This is a genomic window from Microbacterium sp. ACRRU, assembly GCF_022346945.1.
Lineage (GTDB): Bacteria > Actinomycetota > Actinomycetes > Actinomycetales > Microbacteriaceae > Microbacterium > Microbacterium mcarthurae.
On the sequence record NZ_JAKRNI010000029.1, the window covers coordinates 15315 to 34633 of the forward strand.

The following is a 19319-nucleotide window of genomic DNA, read 5'->3' on the forward strand; positions in this document are numbered from 1 at the left end:
GGGGCGGGCCGAAGCCTCCGCGATGTGGACAGCGATGCGATACGCGCGTCTGGGGAGGAGCGGCCGCGGCTCAGCGGCATCCACGAGCTTGACCTGAAAACAGGGGATGTCGCAAGAACAGGCCGATCTGGACGGAACCGGCCTGTCCTCGGCGCGGCGCCTGTTCTGGCGCCGCGAGGCGCCGCCCCTACTCCGCCAACCCCAGCACGTCCAGCAGCCAGGCGAGCTCGAAGGCCCGCTCGCGCCACGCGTTGTAGCGGCCGCTGACGCCGCCGTGACCGGCGACCATCTCGCACTTCAGCAGAGCGTCGGCGCCCACCTCGCGCAGCCGCTGCACCCACTTCGCCGGCTCGACGTACAGCACGCGTGTGTCGTTGAGCGACGTGACGGCGAGGATGCGGGGGTAGTCGACTCCCTCCCGCACGTTCTCATACGGCGTGTACGACTTCATGTAGGCGTACACGTCCGCGTCGTGCAGGGGGTCTCCCCACTCGTCCCACTCGATGACGGTGAGGGGGAGCGAGGGGTCGAGGATCGTGGTCAGTGCGTCCACGAACGGCACGTCGGCGAGGATGCCGGCGAACAGCTCCGGGGCGAGGTTCGCCACGGCGCCCATGAGGAGGCCTCCCGCGCTGCCGCCCTCGGCGACGAGACGATCGGGGGTGGTGTACCCGGATGCCACGAGGTGGCGCGCCACCGCGACGAAGTCCGTGAACGTGTTCCGCTTGGCCCTCAGCTTGCCGTCCTCGTACCACTGGCGTCCCATCTCGCCCCCGCCGCGGACGTGCGCGACGGCGAAGACGACCCCGCGATCCAGCAGGGACAGGCGGGGCACCGAGAAACCTGGTTCGATCGAGTGCTCGTACGATCCGTAGCCGTACAGGTGCACGGGCCGCGGCGACGCTCCGGGCTCGCCGAAGGACCGCTTCCACACCAGCGACACCGGCACGTGGGTGCCGTCGTCGGCCGTCGCCCAGACGCGGGCCTGGCCGTAGTCCGCCGGGTCGAACCCACCGAGCACGGGCTGGCGCTTGCGCAGCAGCAGCTCCCCGGTGTCGACGACGTAGTCGTAGACCGTGCCCGGGGTCACGAAGGAGCCGTAGCCCACGCGGAGCACGGGCGGTGCCCACTCAGGATTCCCGCCGGTGCCGACGCTGTACAGCGGTTCGTCGAACGCGATCTCGGTGACGGTTCCGTCGGTGTAGGACAGCATGCCCAGGCGCGCGAGCCCCTCGCGCCGGTAGGCCACGACGCCCCAGTCGCGGAACGTGTCGACCCCGAGCAGGCGCTGCCCCGGACGGTGGGGGATCACGGTCTCGCGCGGACCCTCGGGGTCGGTCGCCGGCACCCGCACGAGCTCGAAGTCGAGGGCGCCGTCGTTGTGGAGGATGTACAGCACATCCTCCCCGTCGACGATCGCGTGCTCGGCGGAGTACTCCACGCCCTCGCGTCGCGGCCAGACCACGCGCGCTTCGCCGCGCAGGTCGTCGGCGTCGATGAGGCGCTCCTCCGACGTGATGGACGAGCCCACCCCGATGATGAGGTAACGGTCGCTGCGGGTGAAATCCGCGCCGACCCAGTACCGCTCGTCGGGCTCGTGGAACAGCTGCACGTCGGCATCCACCGACGTCCCGATCTCGTGCAGCCACACGGTGTCGGGACGCCACGCGTCGTCCACGGTGGTGTACACGATGAAGCGGCCGTCCGGAGAGAAGGTCGCACCCGAGAACGTCCCGGGGATCTCGTCGGCGAGCGTTTCGCCGGTGACGAGGTCGCGGACGCGGACGGTGTACCGCTCATCGCCGGCCACGTCGATGCCGTAGAGCATGCGTGTGCCGTCGTTCGAGATTTCGAAGCTGCCCAGCGAGAAGAAGTCGGTGCCCTCGGCCTCGACGTTGCCGTCGAAGAGCACCTGCTCCCCGGGGACCGGCTCGTCGGGGGAGAGCACGGGCGGAGTCCAGTCGTCGGGCGAGGCGAGCGGGGCGCGGCATTGGATGCCGTACTGGGCGCCGGCGACGGTGCGGCCGTAGTACCACCACTCGCCGCGGCGCGCGGGCACGGACAGGTCGGTCTCGAGCGTGCGGCCCTTGATCTCGCCGAAGATCTCGTCGCGGAGGGATGCCAGGTGCGCGGTGCGCGCGTCTGTGTAGGCGTTCTCGGCCTCGAGGTGGGCCACGACGTCGCCGTCGTCCTTGGCGCGGAGCCACTCGTACGGGTCGTCGAAAGTGTCGCCGTGGTGCGAGCGAGCCGTGGACCGGCGGGCGGCGACGGGCGGGACGGGGCGGGCAGCGGTGTCGGTCACCTCTCCACGGTAGTGCGCTCTCCTCGAACCGGCTCGGGAGGAGCGGTGCCCGTTTGACCGATGAAGCCGCCGGTGAAAGGATGTCGACGGCCCGATGAACGCGGGCGTAACGTCAGGTGAACTCTTCGTTCTCCGCGCCGATCCCGTCGGCATCCCTCCCTTCCCTCTCACGGAAAGCGATCGGTGGAGAGCGCAGCCCTCATCATCGTGCTGGTCATCGGCCTGGCACTGTTCTTCGATTTCACCAATGGGTTCCACGACACCGCGAACGCCATGGCGACTCCCATCGCCACGGGTGCTCTGCGGCCCAAGGTCGCAGTCCTGCTGGCCGCGTGCCTGAACCTCGTCGGGGCGTTCCTGTCGACGGAGGTGGCCAAGACGATCTCGGGAGGCATGATCCGCGAGGATCAGCTGAGTCCCGAGATCTTCCCGCCGATCATCTTCGCCGGCCTGATCGGTGCGATCACGTGGAACATGCTCACGTGGCTGCTGGGTCTTCCTTCCAGCTCGTCCCACGCGCTGTTCGGCGGCCTCATCGGCGCCACGCTCGTGGGCGTGGGCGCCGCGGCCATCGACATGGGAGTGGTGCTGAGCAAGGTCATCCTGCCCGCGCTCATCGCGCCGCTGACCGCCGGGATCATCGCCTTCACGGTGACCAAGATCGCCTACGGCGTGACGCGTCGCTACGACATGAAGGCCGATGGACGCGACGGATTCCGCTGGGGTCAGATCTTCACGTCGTCGCTCGTGGCGTTGGCGCACGGCACGAACGACGCGCAGAAGACCATGGGCGTCATCACGCTCGCTCTCATCACCGTCGGATGGCAGTCCGCCGGCGATCCCGACCCGCAGCTGTGGGTGGTGTTCGCGTGCGCCATCACGATCGCGCTGGGAACGTACATGGGCGGATGGCGCATCATCCGCACCCTGGGCAAGGGCCTCACCGACGTCAAGCCCGCGCAGGGGTTCTCGGCCGAGAGCTCGACGGCCGCGACGATCCTCGCCTCGAGCGCCCTCGGCTTCGCACTGTCGACGACGCAGGTGGCATCCGGTTCGGTGATCGGCTCGGGGCTCGGACGTCGTGGCTCGACCGTGCGGTGGAACACCGTCGGCCGCATCATGATCGGCTGGGTGCTGACGCTTCCCGCCGCGGGCGCCGTGGGTGCTGCGGCCGCGCTCATCGTGGTGTGGCTCGGTGGCTGGGGCGTCGCGGTCGACGCCGTCATCGCCGTCACGATCGTCCTGGGGCTGTTCCTGCGTTCGCGCCGTGACGAGGTCACCTCGGCCAACGCGATGAGCGAGGTCGCCGACTCCGGCGCCGCGGTGAAGGTGCCGCGCAAGCCCGGGCCCACGCGCCGTCAGCTGCGCCGCGAACGCGCTCACGCCGGGAAGGACGGCCGCTCGTGATCATCGACTGGGAAGCCTTTCTGCACGTCTTCGTCGCCGCGCTCCTCGGTGCGGGCGTCGTGGTGACCTTCTACGCTCTCGGCCTGCGGCTGATGGTGCGCGGTGGTCGCCCCCCGCTGGTGGCGCCGGTGGAGTTCACGGATGCCATCACGGTGCTCAGCGACAAGCAGAAGCGCCGTGCCGAGAAGGCCGTCGCGAAGGCGGCCGCGCGCAATCCGCTCAGTGCGGGGCAGAAGCGTCTCGCTCTCACGGGGGCGTACGCGTGCTTCTCGGTGTGTGCGGCGGCCGTGGTCGGTGCGCTGCTGCTCATCCTGTTCAATCACTGAGCCGGCGCCTCGCCACGCGTGCTGTCGGGGGCTCCTTCTAGGCTGGGGGCATGGCATCGGTGCAGTTCGGTCAGCACGCGCCCGCTCGGCGCGTCATCCTCCATCTCAGCGACACGCACCTGCTGGCCGGCGACCGGCTGCTGGGCGGTCGCTATGACGCCGCCGCGCACCTGCGCCGCACGCTCGATGCCGCCGAAGCCACCGGTGTGCGTCCGGATGCCGTGGTCTTCACCGGCGACCTGACCGATCTGGGCGAGCCCGAGGCCTACCGCGCGCTCCGCGCAGCGGTCGAGCCGTGGGCGGCGCGTCTGGGGGCGCCGGTGATCTGGGTCGCGGGCAATCATGACGAGCGTCCGGCGCTGCGGGCGGGGCTGCTGGATGCCGAGGCCACCGAGGAACCCGTGATCGGGGTGTGGAACCTCGACGGGCTTCGACTCATCGCGCTCGATTCGAGCGTTCCGGGGTGGCACCACGGTGACCTCGACGCCGCACAGCTCGACTGGCTGCGCCGCCAGCTCGCCGAGCCCGCGCCGTTGGGCACGATCCTGGCGCTGCACCATCCGCCGCTGCCGACCCACATCCCGTTCTTCGACATCCTCGAGCTGCGCGACCAGGCCGGTCTCTCCGACGCGTTCGCCGGCAGCGATGTCCGTGCGATCCTCGCCGGGCACCTCCACTACTCCACATCCGGCACCTTCGCCGGTGTCCCCGTGAGCGTTTCCGCGGCGTCGTGCTACACGATGGACCTCGCCCGCACGGCCGAGGAGGTCAACGGGATGGATGCCGGTCAGTCGTTCCACCTCGTCCATGTCTGGGACGACACGATCACCCACGCGGTGGTGCCCGTCGTCGACGCCGAGTCGGCGGGATATTTCACGCCCGAGTGGGTCGCTCGCATGGGTGCGCTCACGCCCGAGGAACGTCTCGAGGCGTTCTCCCGCAAGCGCTGAAGAGTGTACGCGCGGGACGGTGTCACCCGCTCGACAGGCCCCAGCGTCGAACGACGCTGCTTCGGCCGGTGGTTAGGCTCGGGGGATCCCTGACCGCCGTGACGACCCACAAGGAACCCTCCATGGCTTTGGACGCAATGACGCGCACCCGCACCGAGACCGACTCGCTCGGCTCTCTCGAGATCCCCGCCGATGCCTATTGGGGCATCCACACGGCGCGGGCGCTCGAGAACTTCCCCATCGCGAAACGACCCATCTCGGTCTACCCCGATCTCGTCCGCGCGCTTGCGATGGTCAAGCAGGCTTCGGCGCGCGCCAACCGCCAGATCGGGGTGCTCGACCCGGTCAAGGCCGACTTAATCGATCGCGCGGCCCAGCGCGTCATCGACGGCGAGTTCCACGACGAGTTCGCCGTCGGTGTGATCCAGGGCGGGGCGGGCACCTCGACCAACATGAACGCCAACGAGGTCATCACCAACATCGCCCTCGAGATGGCGGGGCGCGAGAAGGGCGACTACGCCTTCCTCTCGCCGATCGACGACACCAACCGCAGCCAGTCGACGAACGACGTCTACCCGACCGCGATCAAGATCGGGCTCTCGCTCACGCTGCAGAGCCTTCTGGACGAGCTCCGGTTGCTCCGCCAGGCGTTCCTCGGCAAGGCCGAGGAGTTCCACGACGTCCTGAAGGTCGGGCGCACGCAGCTCCAGGACGCCGTGCCCATGACCCTCGGCCAGGAGTTCCACGGCTTCGCCACGACCCTCGGCGAGGACTACAACCGCCTCACCGAGAACGCCTACCTGCTATTCGAGATCAACATGGGCGCGACCGCGATCGGTACCGGGATCACCGCGCATCCCGAGTACGGCCCCGCGGTGCTGCGTCACCTCCGTGAGATCACGGGGCTGGATCTCGAGATCGCGACCGACCTCGTGGAGTCCACGAGCGACACCGGTTCGTTCATGTCGTTCTCTTCGTCGCTCAAGCGCAACGCCATCAAGTTGTCGAAGATCTGCAACGACCTTCGCCTGCTCTCGAGCGGGCCGCAGGCGGGTCTCGGCGAGATCAATCTGCCCGCGCGCCAGGCCGGTTCGAGCATCATGCCGGGCAAGGTGAACCCCGTGATCCCCGAGGTGGTCAATCAGGTCGCCTTCGCGGTGGCCGGTGCCGACCTCACGGTCACGATGGCCGTCGAGGGCGGGCAGCTCCAGCTGAACGCGTTCGAGCCGGTCATCGCGCACTCGATCTTCCAGTCGATCACGTGGATGCGTCAGGCGATGTGGACCCTGCGGGTCAACTGCGTCGACGGCATCACCGCCAACCGCGAGCGCCTCGGCGCCATGGTCGGGTCTTCGGTGGGCGTCGTGACGGCCCTCACGCCGTTCATCGGCTACGCCGCGGCGGCGGCTCTGGCCAAGACGGCGCTGTTGACGCATCGCAACGTCGCCGACCTGGTCGTCGAGGCCGGCCTCATGACGCGCGACGAGGTCATGAAGCAGATCTCGCCCGCCCGTCTGTCGGGCCTGCAGGCGATCACCGAGGCCATTCCCATCGTCCGCGCTGCCGACAGCATCGTCGAGGACTGACCCCTCCACCCGCACGTTCCGCGAAAAGGCATCCGGCCGACCACGCCACCGCCGTCTGCGGTGGGTGTGTCGGCCGGATCCTGTGTGGGTGAGCGACGGGATGCCGGGACGTCCGCCGCACCGCCGCCCGGGCTCAGTCGAGGATGCGGCAGTGCGTCGTGAGCTCGCCGATACCGTCGATACCGACGGTCACGGTGGAGCGGTCGCGCAGGAAGATCTGCGGGTCGCGAGAGTAGCCGGCACCCCCGGGGCTGCCCGTGGAGATGAGAGTGCCCGGAAGCAGCGTGGCCGACTCCGAGAGCTTGTGCACGAGGGTGGCGACGGATCGCACCATCTGGCCGGTCGAGGCGTCCTGCACCGTGTGTCCGTCGACGACCGTCCAGATGTGCAGGTCCTGCGGATCGGGGATCTCGTCAGCGGTCACGACGAACGGTCCGGTCGGGGTGAAGCCGTCGAACGACTTGCAGCGCGACCACTGGGCTTCGGAGAACTGGATGTTGCGCGCCGTGATGTCGTTGACCACCGTGTAGCCCCACACGTGGCCGAGCGCGTCGGCCTCGGCGATGTCGCGCCCCGGGCGACCGATGATGACGCCGAGCTCGGCCTCGTAGTCCACCGCCTCGCTGAGAGCGCGCGGCCACGACGTGGTCTCGCGGTGGGCCGTGAGCGAGTTCGGCCACAGCACGAACACCGTGGGACCGGCATCCGTCTTCAGTCCGAGCTCGCCCGAGTGCGCCGCGTAGTTGAGTCCCACCGCGAGGATCGTCGGGGGAGCCAGCACCGCCGAGGCGAACCGCGCGCCCTCGAGCGGATGCCGGGATGCCGTGGTCGTCGCCTCGCGCACCCGCTCCAGCAGCTCGTCACCGCCGGCGATCAGCTGCTCGAGCGTGGCGGGGGCACCCTCGAACAGCTCGTCCACGAACGAGTATTCCTCGGCGTGGACGCTGACCAGGCGAGGGGCATCCGCCGCCTCCGGGGATCGGACGTGGGCGAAACGCATGTCTCCACGCTACCGGGCCGCCCGGGGCGGAGTGCCCGCAACAGCCCTGCTCACGCTCGCAACCCGGGCGGGGCCAGGGTCCTGCGCCTCTAGGCTGAGCGCATGAGCTACCCCTCGCCCCTGTGGCAACCGGGCCCGGGCGAGCCCGCGCCCATCGCCGACGCGCCGCGTCCGCCCGCGCCGGTCGCCGCGGCGCTGCTCCCGATCTCACGCCGCGGCGGGGCGCTGCTGTGGGTGGCCGCCGTGCTCCTCGTGCCTGTGCTGGCTCTTCTCGTGCTGTACTTCGTGCGCTTCCTCGGCCCCGCGGCATCCATCGTCGGCGTCCTGCTGGCGGCCGTGCCCTTCGTCGTCGTGTGGCTCGCGGTGCGGCTCGTCGATCGATGGGAGCCCGAGCCACGGCGGCTGCTGGCTTTCGCCGTCGCGTGGGGCGCGATCGCCTCCGTCGCGATCGCGCTGGGCGTCGACGCGCTGCTGGCATTCCTGGCCGGAGGCCTCCCCGACGCCTTCAGCGCGGTCGTTCAGGCTCCCATCGTCGAGGAGGTTGCGAAGGGGGCGGGGCTGCTGCTGCTGTACGTCGGCGCCCGTCGGTCGTTCGACGGGCCCGTCGACGGGATCGTGTACGGGGCGCTCATCGGTGCGGGGTTCGCGTTCACCGAGAACGTGCAGTACTTCGCGGTGAGCTTCATCGAGGGCGGCGCGGTCCAGGTCGGGGGAGTCTTCTTCCTGCGCGCGGTGCTCTCGCCCTTCGCTCACGTGATGTTCACGAGCCTGACCGGCTTCGCTCTCGGTCTGGCCGCTCGTCGGTCGCTGCGCACCGCCGCGGCTCTCCGGTACGTCTTCCCCGGCCTCATCGGCGCGATCGTGCTGCACGCGCTGTGGAACGGCTCGGCGACGTTCTTCAACTTCTTCGAGGTGTACGCCACGTTGCAGGTGCCCCTGTTCGTGCTGTTCATCCTCGGCATCCTGGCTCTCCGGCGGGAAGAGGCGCGCCTCACGCGCGCCCGGCTGGGGGAGTACGCCGCGGCCGGGTGGTTCACCGCGCAGGAGGTCGACATGCTCGCCACCGGTACGGGCCGTCGCTCGGCGTTGGCGTGGGCCCGCGCCCAGCCGGGCGACCGTACGGCGGTGATGCGGACGTTCATCCGGGATGCCACGGCGCTCGCCGCCACGCGGCAACGCGCGCTCTCGGGGCGTGACGCGACGGCGGCCGCCCAGGAAAGCGCGCTTCTGCAGCGTACGACCGCGGCCCGGGCGGCTCTGCTCGCTCGTTGAGGCGGGGGTCTTGACACCGCCGCGGAGGCGGAGCACCATCGATGTAGGCCAACTCAGCGCCCGGGAGACACGCAGGCATCGCCGCGGCACCGGGCGCTGAGTCTTTGTCCAGGGGGGTCATCCCGCAGCGTCGCGTGCTTGGATGGAGTCATGACTGATCGCACCAAGCCGGAGTTCGACGCTCCCACCGGTCCCGCCCCCTCCGACCTCGTCATTCGCGACATCATCGTCGGCGACGGCGACGAGGCGAAGCCCGGTGACACCGTCACCGTCCACTACGCCGGTGTCGAGTACGAGTCGGGCGAGGAGTTCGACTCGTCGTGGGGACGCGGCGAGAGCATCCAGTTCCCCCTTCGCGGCCTGATCCAGGGCTGGCAGGACGGCATCCCGGGCATGAAGGTCGGCGGACGCCGTGAGCTCGTCATCCCGCCGCACCTCGCCTACGGCCCCGCCGGCGGTCACTTCCTCGGCGGCAAGACACTCATCTTCATCATCGATCTGCTCAAGGTCGGCTGAGCCGGTCTTTCACCGGTCGTTCACGAACCCGAGGGAGCTGCGGCCCCTCGGGTTCGTCTTTTTTCACGATCGTGGAATACATTCGGATGAATGAGAGTTGGGCATCGGCAGGACGCCGAACCGGCTCCCCAGACCTCAAGGAGTGACATGACCGACACGACCACGCTCGAGATCCCCGGCTACAAGACGGGCACCTGGGTGCTCGACCCCTCGCACAGCGAGGTGACCTTCACCGTCCGCCACATGATGATCTCCAAGGTGCGCGGCACCTTCGGTATGAAGAGCGCGACCCTCGTCGCTCCCGAGAACCCGCTCGAGGCGTCGGTCGAGGCGTCCGTCGACGTGACCTCGGTCGACACCAAGGACGAGGGCCGCGACCAGCACCTCCGCTCGGCCGAGTTCTTCGACATCGAGACCTACCCGACGATGGACTTCCGCTCGACCGGTGCCCGCGTCGAGGACGGCGACTTCCTCGTCGACGGCGAGCTCACCATCCGCGGCGTCAGCAAGCCCGCGACCTTCTCGATCGACTTCGGCGGCTTCGGCACCGACCCGTGGGGCAACTACAAGGCCGGCGCGACCGCGAAGACGGTCATCAACCGCGAGGACTTCGGCCTCACCTGGAACGCCGCGCTCGAGACCGGTGGCGTCCTCGTCGGCAAGGACGTGACGATCGAGCTCGACCTGCAGTTCGCGCTTCAGGCCTGATCGCCGCAGCTGTGAAGGGCCCCGGATGCCACGGCATCCGGGGCCTTCGTCATCCCGGCCGCGGCCCGGATTCCGTGCTGCTCACGCCCGCGCGCGGCGGCGAAGGCGCACCCGCTCCTGCACCAGGAGAATGCCGAGGAACACGATCGCCGCCCCGACCGGCTCGTTCCACGTGAGCCGCTCACCGAGGACGAGGATGCCCAGCGTGACCCCGACCACCGGGGTGATGTAGGTCACGGTCGACGCGCGCGTGGGTCCCCACGCCCGCAGGGTGTTCTGGTTCCAGACGTACGCCAGGCCCGTGCCGAGGACGCCGAGGGCGACGATGCTGCCGACGACCGGGAGTGTCAGCTCCATCGGCTCGGCGAGGATCACCGGCGACAGCAGCACCATCAACCCCGCTGCCGGGCCGATGTAGCCGAAGGCGAACGCGACCCCCGACAGTCCGGCGTCGCCCAGGAAGCGTCGCATGTACGCGAGGCTGAAGCCGTAGCAGGCCGTCGCTCCCAGCAGTGCGATCTGCGCGACCGTGCTGCCGCCGATATCGGCGGCCGCGCCGGGCACGATGATCACCACGACGCCGAGGATGCCGACGGCGATGCCGATGAGCTGGCCCGGGCGCAGGCGCTCCACCCGGAATGCCGCCCAGGCCATGATCGCGGTCATGATCGGCGTGGTGGCGTTGAAGATGCTCGCCAGGCCCGACGAGACATGCTGCTCCGCCCAGGCGAACAGCAGGAACGGCACGGTGCAGAACGTCACCGCGAGGACGCACAGGTGCGCCCAGACGCGCGGGCTGCGCGGCATCCGTTCCCGCCGCAGGGCGACGACCGCGGCCAGCGCGACCGCCCCGAACAGCAGGCGGCCGCCGGCCACCTGCGCGGGCGTCATGCCCGTCAGCGCCACGGCGATGAAGAGGAAGCTCGCTCCCCACACGATGCCGGTCAGCACGAACTGCACCGTGACCGCGAGGGGCGAGGGGGAGGAAGCGGATGCCACGACCCGACCCTAGGCCTCGGGGCCGACATCGTGCGGCTCCGTCGACAGCGACGGCAGAAATCCGCCGACGAACGGCGGTCGGGCACCCGTGGGCGAACGCCCCGCCCCGCGCCCCGGAGGAGGGCATAAACGCTTCTGGCGGGCAGAAACGCGCTGACACCGCGTTTCTGCGCGCGGATGGCGTTTATGCGTGTCGGTCAGGGGCGGGGGTTCAGGGCGTCGTAGTCGCGGAACCGCGGCGAGAACCGCACGAGCACGCCGACGAGGGCGAGGATCAGGATGCCGCCGAACAGCGGGGGCACCCACAGCGCCGTGACCGTCGCCAGGGTTCCCGCATACAGGGCGCCGACGCGAGGACCCCCGGCGACCACGACGATGAAGATGCCCTGGAGGCGTCCGCGCATGGCATCCGGGACCGCCGCCTGCATCATGGTCGAGCGGTAGATGGCGCTGACGTTGTCGGCCGCGCCCGAGACGGCCAGGGCGATCGCGGCCAGGACGATGAGCGTGATCGCGCCGGAGTCCTCTCCCGTGTCGGCCGTTCGCATCCACCCGAGGGTTGCGGCCAGCAGGACGAGACCGAAGACCGCGATGGACAGCCCGTAGACCTGGATGGCCCGTTCGATCCCCAGGCCCTGGCGGCGCACGCGTCCGACGGGACCGGAGAACAGGCTCGACAGGAAGGCGCCCGCGGCCACCGCGGCCGTGAGGACTCCCGTCGTGATGGCACCGCCGCCCAGGAGTACCGCGCCGATCGCGGGGAAGAGGGCGACCGGTTGGCCGAAGGTCATCGCGACGACGTCGAGGAGGTACTGCAGCCGGATGTTCGGCGCACGGCGCAGGAACCGCGCTCCGTCGCGCAGCGACTCCAGGCCCGGTCGCACGGTCTGGCACTCGGGGCGCAGCCTCGGCAGCGACCACAGGCCGAGAAACAGCGACGTCATCAGCAGCACGTCGAGGGAGTACGTCCACGCGTAGCCCGCGACCGCGACGAGGACGCCCGCGAGTGCGGGGCCCGCCATCACCATGATCCCGACCGTGACGCCCTGCAACGCTGCGGCGGCCGGGAGCAGGTCGCGGGGGAGGAGGCGTGGAGTGATCGCCGAGCGGGTGGCCATGACGATTGAGTTGGCCGCGGAATTGACGACGCTCAGGACGAACAGCCATGCGACGGTCTCGAGGCCCGTCCAGGCGAGGACGGCCAGGAGCGCGGTCGAGACGAACGTCACCGCCGCGGCGAGGAGGGCCACCGTGCGGCGATCGAAGGCGTCGGCCAGCATGCCGCCGTACAGACCCGCGGCCACCATCGGCAGGAGCCCGGCGACCGCGATCATCGATACCGCGAGCGTGCTCTGGGTGAGCTCGAACACGTGCAGCATCACGGCGACGATCGTGAGCTGTCCGCCCAGGCCCGACAGCGTCGACCCGATCCACAGTCTCGCGAAAGCGGGGGAGGTGGTGAGCGGACGGAGGTCGATGAGGGCGCTGCCGCCGCTCACGCTCCGGCCTCGGCGGCGCGGGAGGTGGACGCGGCGGGCGCGCCTCTCCGTGTTCTGGCATGCACGGGTCGAGGCTACGGCACCCCGCGGGGGCGGGGATTGCGGGACGGCCGGTGATGGCATCCGGATGCTGGTAGACTCATGCGGTTGCCGTTGGATCGGCCGCGGATAAAGAGAGCCCACGCATCAGGCGTCGGGCGCCGCGCAACAAGAGGAAGGGGATCCCATCTATGGCACTCGAAGCGGACGTCAAGAAGGCGATCATCGAAGAGTACGCGACGCACCCCGGTGACACCGGATCCCCCGAGGTGCAGGTCGCGATGCTGACGCAGCGCATCAAGGACCTCACCGAGCACCTCAAGGCACACAAGCACGACCACCACTCGCGCCGTGGCCTGTTCCTGCTCGTCGGTCAGCGCCGTCGCCTGCTGGGTTACCTGCAGGACATCGACATCAACCGTTACCGCTCGCTCATCGAGCGGCTCGGTCTGCGTCGCTAAGCGCACCAGCGTTCAATCGCGCAAAACATTCTTGGAAGGCCGCCCCACGGTGTGGGCGGCCTTCGTCATTCCCGAGCAGCGTCAGCCGGCGGCATCCATCCCCGCTGCCGGTCCCAGCCCATGTATAAACGCGATCCGCGAGCGGAAACACGCGGTGCGCGCGTTTCCGCGCGTCGATCGCGTTTATGCGTGGGGTAAGCGCGCCGCCGGCCGGGGGGCTCAGGATGCCGCGCGGGCGGCGACCAGGTCGGGATGCCAGCGCTCGGCGACATCGGGGTGGGCGCGCAGGCGTGACTTGAGGGCGTTCTCGCCGTACGTGGCGTAGATCGGGTTCGTCGGGTCCTGGGAGACGCCGCGGGTCTCAGCGGCGAGCTCGCTCGGAAGGTCGATGATCGGTAGCACCGCATCCAGGGCCGGGTTGAAGAAGAACGGCACCGAGATGCGCTCGTCGGGGAATCGGGGCGAGATCACGCGGTGGTTGGTCGCGGTCAGGTAGCCCTGGGTCGCGTACTCCAGCAGCTCGCCGATGTTGACGACGAAGGCGCCGGGGACCGGGGGAGCGTCGACCCACTCGCCGTCCCGCTCGACCTGGAGCCCGCCCTTGCCGGGCTCGACCCACAGCAGCGTGAGGACGCCCGAGTCCTTGTGGGCGCCGACGCCCTGCTGGGGTGTCGGGTCGTCCTTGCCGGGGTACCGCACGATCTTGATGAGCGTCTGAGGGTCGCCGAAGTGGCGGTCGAAGTACTCCTCCTCGGCGCCGAGGGAGAGCGCCCAGGCGCGCAGCAGGGTCCGGGCGATCTCGGTGAGGCGGTCGTGCCACTCCGTGACGACCTCGCGGAGCTCGGGCTGCGCCGCCGGCCAGAGGTTGGGGCCGATGAGGCGGTTGTAGGCCGGGCCGTCGGGGTCGGCGACGGCTTGCCTCTCGGGTCCGATGTCGATCTGCTCCCGCCAGTCGACCCGGCCCTGGGTGAGCTCACCCCCGACGCGGGTGTAGCCGCGGAAGTGCGGGCTGGTGAGGTTCTCGATCGCGAGCTTGTCGGCCTCGGGCAGGGCGAAGAAGTCTTTCGCCGCGCGCAAGAGTCGGGCTTCGAGCTCAGCGCTGACACCCGTGCCCGTGAGGTAGAAGAACCCCACGTCGCGCGTTGCGGCGCGCAGGTCGTCGCGGAAGCGGGCGGCCGCTTCGGGCCCCTGGTCGAGGAGCGAGAGGTCGAGGATCGGGAGGTTCAGCTCGGACATGCACCGAGGCTAGATCGCCCTGCCGCTGCCGTGAGGATTGTTGCCCACGGTTACCACCGGTGCCCCCAGGCCTGCACGCGCGGCGTCGAGGAGCGGGGCGCGCGTTCGCGGGTCGGCAGGAATTCTCCCGATCGAGGAGGAAATCCACCGCCGTCGACCCAATGTGACGCCGGGCGCGGCCCGCGGGCCGCCCGTCGGGCGGATGACGCAACGAGGGGATGCGCGCGATGTGCGGCATTGCGTAAAGTGTCAGGATAAGGTGAGGCTGTCCTTACCTCACCCGCAGTGTCGCGGTTCTCACCCGAATCTCGAAAGTCGGTCACCCGCTCGTGCTCGCCACCTTTCTCATCGGCCTCCGCGAGGGCCTGGAAGCGGCCCTTGTCGTCGGCATCCTCGTGGCATATCTCTCCCGGCTCGGCCGACGCGACGCGCTTCCGCGGTTGTGGGCCGGGGTAGGACTCGCCGTCGCCCTCGCGCTCGCGATCGGTGCGGTCTTCACGTTCGGGGCCTACATGCTCACCTTCGAGGCGCAGGAGCTCATCGGCGGTTCCCTTTCCCTCCTCGCGGTGGGGATGGTGACCTGGATGATCTTCTGGATGCAGCGCGCCGGCCGCACGCTCAAGGCCGGACTCGAGGGGGGTGTCGACCGCGCGCTGCGCGGCAGCGTCTGGGCACTGGTGGCCGTCGGCTTCGTCTCCGTGGCGCGAGAGGGCATCGAGACGACGCTGCTGTTGTGGTCGATGGTGCAGTCGTTCGGTGATGCGCCGCTGGCCCTGGCGGGTGCCGTCCTCGGTCTGGCCGCCGCAATCGTGCTGGGATGGGCCATCGCGCGGGGCATGCTGCGCTTGAACCTCGGGCGATTCTTCACCTGGACGGGCGCCTTCCTCATCGTGGTGGCCGCGGGCGTGCTCGCGTACGCGATCCACGACCTCCAGGAGGCGGGCGCGCTGCCGGGCCCCTTCGGTGCCGGCGCCCCGATCGATCCCCGCACGGGCGCCGTGCTCGTCGGCGTCGCCGGCTTCCCTCTCGGCTGGGCGTTCGAGGTGTCCGGGGTCATCGCCCCCGGCGGTGCCCTCGCCGCGCTGCTGCAGGCGACGGTCGGCTTCATGCCGCAGATGACATGGCTGCAGGTCCTCGCGTGGACGGTGTACGTCGCCGTCGTCGTACCCCTGTTCGTCCGAGGTGTCCGCGCGAACCGGCGCCCCTCACCCGGAGCAGCCGGCGCCACCGCGTCCGCGCCCGCGAGCGCGCCGCGCGGCGACGCCCGCCCGACACCGACTCCGGATGCCGCGACCGCGACGGCATCCGCCCCTCACCCGAACGGAGCATCATGAACCCGACTCGCCTCCTGGCGGCTACGGCCGCGGCCGGCGCGACCGTCCTCGTCCTCTCGGGCTGCGTCGCCAAGACCGACGCGGCCGCCGGCGGACCCCTCACGGTCACTTCCACGGCGGACGGCTGCGCCGTGTCCGCCGCGGCCGCGACGAGCGGAACGCTCGCCTTCGACGTGACGAACGCGGGCGACGAGGTCACCGAGTTCTATCTGCTCGCCTCGGACGGTCTGCGCATCGTCGGCGAGGTCGAGAACATCGCGCCCGGAGCCTCGCGCACCCTCACCGTGACGGCGCAGCCGGGCGACTACTTCACGCTCTGCAAGCCGGGCATGATCGGTGACGGCGTGGGTCGCGCCGCGTTCTCGGTCACCGGCGAAGCCGTCGCGATCGACGGCGAGGATGCGGCGCAGAAGCAGCAGGCGATCGACCTGTACGCCGCGTTCGTCAAGGATCAGGTCGGTCAGCTGCTGCCGGCCGTGCAGACGTTCGCCGCGGCGTACGAGTCGGGCGATGACGCGGCCGCCCGCGAGCAGTTCCCCCGCGTGCGCGCGTACTACGAGCGCATCGAGCCGATCGCGGAAGCGCTCGGCGACCTGGACCCGCGCATCGATTACCGCGAGGTGGATGCCGTGGCGGAGGGGCGCGAGTGGACCGGGTTCCACCGCATCGAAAAGGATCTCTGGGTTCCCGCGCAGGACGCCCTGAACGCCGATGGTGAGACTCCGGCGTGGAAGGACTGGGCTCCCTCCACCGTCGCGGAGCGCGCGTCGTACGGCGACGCGCTGATCTCCGACACGCAGGAGCTGTACGACTACGTCCACTCCGACGCTTTCCTGCAGACGCTGAACGATCAGGGGGTGGCCGGGATCTCCAACGGCGCCATCGCGCTGCTCGACGAGGTCGCGACCGGCAAGATCAGCGGCGAGGAGGACTGGTGGTCGGGCACCGACCTGTACGACTTCGCCGCGAACGTCGAGGGATCGAAGATGGCGTTCTCGCTCGTCCGCGACTTCACCGCGTCCAAGGGTGACGAGGGGGCGTCGCTGGTGTCGCGCATCGACGCCGGGTACGCGGATCTCGAGGCGGCGCTCGCCGCGCACGGCTCCGCCGACGCCGGCTTCGTGCCGTACGCCCAGCTGACCGACGCCGACAAGCGTCAGCTGACCGACCTCCTCAACGCCCTCGCCGAGCCGCTCTCGCAGCTCACCGTGACCGTTCTGGAGTGACGTGGGCGAGGATCAGCAGATTCCGGATGCCGCGGGCTTGTCTCGCCGCGGACTGATGGGCCTCGCCGTCGGGGCCGGTGCCGCGGGCCTCGCGATCGGCGGCGGCGCGGGGATCGCCAGCGGTGTCGCCCTAGGGCGCGCGCGGGAACGGCGGACCGCGGATGCCGTGGCGTCGGGGGATGGCATCCATCAGCCGGGCATCACGACGCCGGTGCAGGATCACCTTCACTTCGCCGCCTTCGACATGATGGCCCGCACGACGCGGGACGATGTCGCGTCGCTGCTGCAGGACTGGACGTACGCGGCGAACCGGATGATGCAGGGACTCGAGGTGAGCGCCACCGGCGCGGTCGGCGGATCGCCCGAGGCCCCGCCCGACGACACCGGCGAAGCCCTGGGGCTACCGGCCAGCAACCTCACGATCACGTTCGGGTTCGGGCCGTCGCTGTTCGACGAGCGCTTCGGTCTTGCCGCTCAGCGCCCGGCGGGTCTCGAGCGGCTGCCCGCATTCCTCGGCGACGACCTGGATCCGGAACGTTCGGACGGCGACCTGTGCATTCAGGCGTGCGCCGACGACCCGCAGGTCGCCGTGCACGCCATCCGCAACCTGAGCCGCATCGCGTTCGGGCGTGCCCGTATCCGCTGGTCTCAGCTCGGCTTCGGGCGGACGTCCAAGACGACCAGTGATCAGGCCACTCCCCGCAATCTCTTCGGGTTCAAGGACGGCACGGCCAACATCCTCGCGGACGACGCGGCCGCGCTGGACGAGAACGTGTGGGTCTCCGCCTCCGAGGGTCCGGCGTGGCTCGCGGGAGGGTCGTATCTCGTGGCTCGACGCATCGCGATGCTCATCGAGACGTGGGATCGCGTACGCCTGTCGGAACAGGACCGAATCGTCGGGCGCGACAAGGCGCGCGGCGCGCCGCTGTCGGGTGGGGACGAGTTCACCGCGCCGGATTTTGCCGCGACCGACGGGTCGGGAACACCCCGCATCGACGCGCGCAGTCACGTTCGGCTCGCCCACCCCGACCAGAATGGCGGCATCCGGATCCTCCGTCGCGGCTACAACTTCGTCGACGGCAACACCGATCTCGGACGGTTGAACGCCGGGCTGTTCTTCCTGTCGTTCCAGCGCAGTCCCGACCGGTACATCACGGTGCAGCGCGCCCTCGCGACCGACGCGATGGCCGAGTACATCCGGCACGTCGGTTCCGGGCTGTGGGCCGTGCCCCCGGCTCCCGCGGCGGGGCAATCGATCGGCGCGGGACTGCTCGGCGCGTGAGCCGGCGCGCTCGCCGGGGCCGGGCGACAAGCGCGTCGTGCGCCGAGGCGCGCGGGCAGTGCGCGTGTCTCGGCGCGCCGTACCTCTAGCGCGACGGGCGAGCGGATGCCGCGGCGCCGCGGCCCGCGCCGAGGGCGGGGTCGCGGAGCAGCCATGGCATCCGGGGCTCGACGAAGGGGCGGGTGAGGCGTCGCACCGGCCGGCTGGCTAGGGTCGCGGCGATCGCGACGCTCGCGACGGCGACGAGGGGGATCCACAGCCACACCGGTTCCAGCCCGCGCAGCACTCCGGACTGCCGGAACGGGTAGAGCACGAACGTGTGCAGCAGATACACGTACATCGTGTACTTCCCAAGGTCCGACCATGGCGTCTTCCGGCGGGGGACCAGCACCAGGAAGGCGCTCATCAGCACGAGCGCCGACACGATGATCGCCAGCCGCACGCCGCCCGCCCACCAGTGGGGTGCGTCGAGGTCCGCGTACGCGTCGACGAAGAAGAACCATGTGCCCAGTCGCACGTCGCTCCAGACGTCCACCAAGGCGAAGGCGACGGCGCCCGCCGCGACGAGCACGGCGACGGCGAGGGTGCGCAGCCACGCCGGTCGCCGCTCGAGCAGTCCGAGCCGGGCGACGACGTCCCGGTCGCGCAGCCACCAGCCCATCGTGAAGAACGGCAGCAATCCGAGGAAGCGCGAGATCGAGAACGTCGAGTCGATGCTCGGGAGATACCCCGCGACGATCGAGATCCCGAGGGACCACCAGATCGGTCCCCGCAGCAGCGCGAGGAAGGGTAGGACGAGGCGGAACAACGCCAGCGCGAGCAGGAACCAGAGCGTCCACGCCGGCTGCGCGGGGTCGAGGTTGGTGCGGCCGGTCACGAGGAACTGTGTGAGGGTCCAGATCGCTTCGAAGATCACGTACGGCGCGATCAGGTCGGTGATGACCCGGGCCATGCGCGCGCGGGTGGGCTCGGCGGAGGACGAGAAGTACCCCGACACGAGGGCGAACAGCGGCATGTGGAACGCGTAGACGAGCAGGTACAGCGCCTCGGCGGCATCCGAGTCGTAGGTCAGCCGTTGGAGGGCATGGCCGAACACGACGAGCACGATGGCGGCGAAGCGGGCGTTGTCCCAGAAGGGCACGCGCTGCTTCGTCGGTGCGGGGGTCGGGGCCTGTC

At 70.1% G+C, this 19319-nt stretch carries 17 protein-coding genes; 11 read left to right on the plus strand and 6 right to left on the minus strand.

Annotation, left to right across the window (positions count from 1 at the left end; genetic code table 11):
• Positions 1-187: 187 nt before the first annotated feature.
• Positions 188-2302 carry a S9 family peptidase gene (locus MHY30_RS12220; RefSeq protein WP_239277172.1) on the minus strand — a complete coding sequence of 705 codons (2115 nt, stop codon included), beginning with the start codon at positions 2300-2302 and terminating at the stop codon, positions 188-190.
• 183 nt (positions 2303-2485) lie between these two features.
• On the opposite strand from MHY30_RS12220, the gene MHY30_RS12225 reads away from it, so the two are divergent.
• The 4 genes from MHY30_RS12225 (at position 2486) to MHY30_RS12240 (ending at position 6571) form a co-directional block, all read left to right on the plus strand.
• Positions 2486-3709 (plus strand): inorganic phosphate transporter, encoded by a 1224-nt coding sequence (locus MHY30_RS12225; RefSeq protein WP_239277173.1) that lies wholly within the window; start codon positions 2486-2488, stop codon positions 3707-3709.
• A complete protein-coding gene (locus MHY30_RS12230) occupies positions 3706-4035 on the plus strand; it encodes a peptidase (protein ID WP_239277174.1) in 330 nt (109 codons plus the stop codon). Before MHY30_RS12225 ends, MHY30_RS12230 begins: the two co-directional genes overlap by 4 nt.
• Before the next feature lie 50 nt (positions 4036-4085).
• A complete protein-coding gene (locus tag MHY30_RS12235; RefSeq protein ID WP_239277175.1) occupies positions 4086-4985 on the plus strand; it encodes a phosphodiesterase in 900 nt (299 codons plus the stop codon).
• Positions 4986-5107: 122 nt separating this feature from the next.
• Positions 5108-6571 (plus strand): aspartate ammonia-lyase, encoded by a 1464-nt coding sequence (locus MHY30_RS12240; protein ID WP_239277176.1) that lies wholly within the window; start codon positions 5108-5110, stop codon positions 6569-6571.
• 133 nt (positions 6572-6704) lie between these two features.
• Here the strand turns inward: MHY30_RS12240 and MHY30_RS12245 are convergent, their stop codons facing one another.
• A complete protein-coding gene (locus MHY30_RS12245) occupies positions 6705-7571 on the minus strand; it encodes a fumarylacetoacetate hydrolase family protein (protein WP_239277177.1) in 867 nt (288 codons plus the stop codon).
• Between the two features lie 102 nt (positions 7572-7673).
• On the opposite strand from MHY30_RS12245, the gene MHY30_RS12250 reads away from it, so the two are divergent.
• From MHY30_RS12250 to MHY30_RS12260, 3 genes are all read left to right on the plus strand, one after another.
• Positions 7674-8843: a PrsW family intramembrane metalloprotease gene (locus MHY30_RS12250; RefSeq protein WP_239277178.1), complete on the plus strand. Its 1170-nt coding sequence runs from the start codon at positions 7674-7676 to the stop codon at positions 8841-8843.
• Positions 8844-8993: 150 nt separating this feature from the next.
• Positions 8994-9359: an FKBP-type peptidyl-prolyl cis-trans isomerase gene (locus MHY30_RS12255; RefSeq protein ID WP_077050208.1), complete on the plus strand. Its 366-nt coding sequence runs from the start codon at positions 8994-8996 to the stop codon at positions 9357-9359.
• Positions 9360-9506: 147 nt separating this feature from the next.
• On the plus strand, positions 9507-10067 hold the full coding sequence (locus tag MHY30_RS12260) for a YceI family protein (RefSeq protein WP_239277179.1): 561 nt from the start codon (positions 9507-9509) through the stop codon (positions 10065-10067).
• 81 nt (positions 10068-10148) lie between these two features.
• Here the strand turns inward: MHY30_RS12260 and MHY30_RS12265 are convergent, their stop codons facing one another.
• Positions 10149-11066, minus strand: a complete 918-nt coding sequence (locus tag MHY30_RS12265) for a DMT family transporter (protein ID WP_239277180.1) — start codon at positions 11064-11066, stop codon at positions 10149-10151.
• A 197-nt stretch (positions 11067-11263) separates the two neighbouring features.
• On the minus strand, positions 11264-12565 hold the full coding sequence (locus tag MHY30_RS12270) for an MFS transporter (protein WP_239277181.1): 1302 nt from the start codon (positions 12563-12565) through the stop codon (positions 11264-11266).
• Between the two features lie 230 nt (positions 12566-12795).
• Between MHY30_RS12270 and rpsO the strand changes: the two genes are divergently transcribed.
• Complete coding sequence (gene rpsO, locus MHY30_RS12275) at positions 12796-13065, plus strand: 30S ribosomal protein S15 (protein ID WP_239277182.1); 270 nt, start codon at positions 12796-12798, stop codon at positions 13063-13065.
• Positions 13066-13284: 219 nt separating this feature from the next.
• On the opposite strand, the gene MHY30_RS12280 is transcribed toward rpsO, so the two are convergent.
• Positions 13285-14301: an isopenicillin N synthase family oxygenase gene (locus MHY30_RS12280; protein WP_239277183.1), complete on the minus strand. Its 1017-nt coding sequence runs from the start codon at positions 14299-14301 to the stop codon at positions 13285-13287.
• A 329-nt stretch (positions 14302-14630) separates the two neighbouring features.
• Between MHY30_RS12280 and efeU the strand changes: the two genes are divergently transcribed.
• The 3 genes from efeU to efeB are packed head-to-tail and all read left to right on the plus strand — an operon-like array spanning position 14631 to position 18143.
• Positions 14631-15635: an iron uptake transporter permease EfeU gene (gene efeU / locus MHY30_RS12285; RefSeq protein WP_239277184.1), complete on the plus strand. Its 1005-nt coding sequence runs from the start codon at positions 14631-14633 to the stop codon at positions 15633-15635.
• Positions 15632-16861 (plus strand): iron uptake system protein EfeO, encoded by a 1230-nt coding sequence (gene efeO / locus MHY30_RS12290; protein ID WP_239277185.1) that lies wholly within the window; start codon positions 15632-15634, stop codon positions 16859-16861. Before efeU ends, efeO begins: the two co-directional genes overlap by 4 nt.
• Before the next feature lies 1 nt (position 16862).
• Positions 16863-18143 (plus strand): iron uptake transporter deferrochelatase/peroxidase subunit, encoded by a 1281-nt coding sequence (gene efeB / locus MHY30_RS12295; RefSeq protein ID WP_374204609.1) that lies wholly within the window; start codon positions 16863-16865, stop codon positions 18141-18143.
• 85 nt (positions 18144-18228) lie between these two features.
• Here the strand turns inward: efeB and MHY30_RS12300 are convergent.
• A partial coding sequence (locus tag MHY30_RS12300; RefSeq protein WP_275438390.1) for an acyltransferase family protein occupies positions 18229-19319 on the minus strand: 1091 nt, incomplete at its 5' end.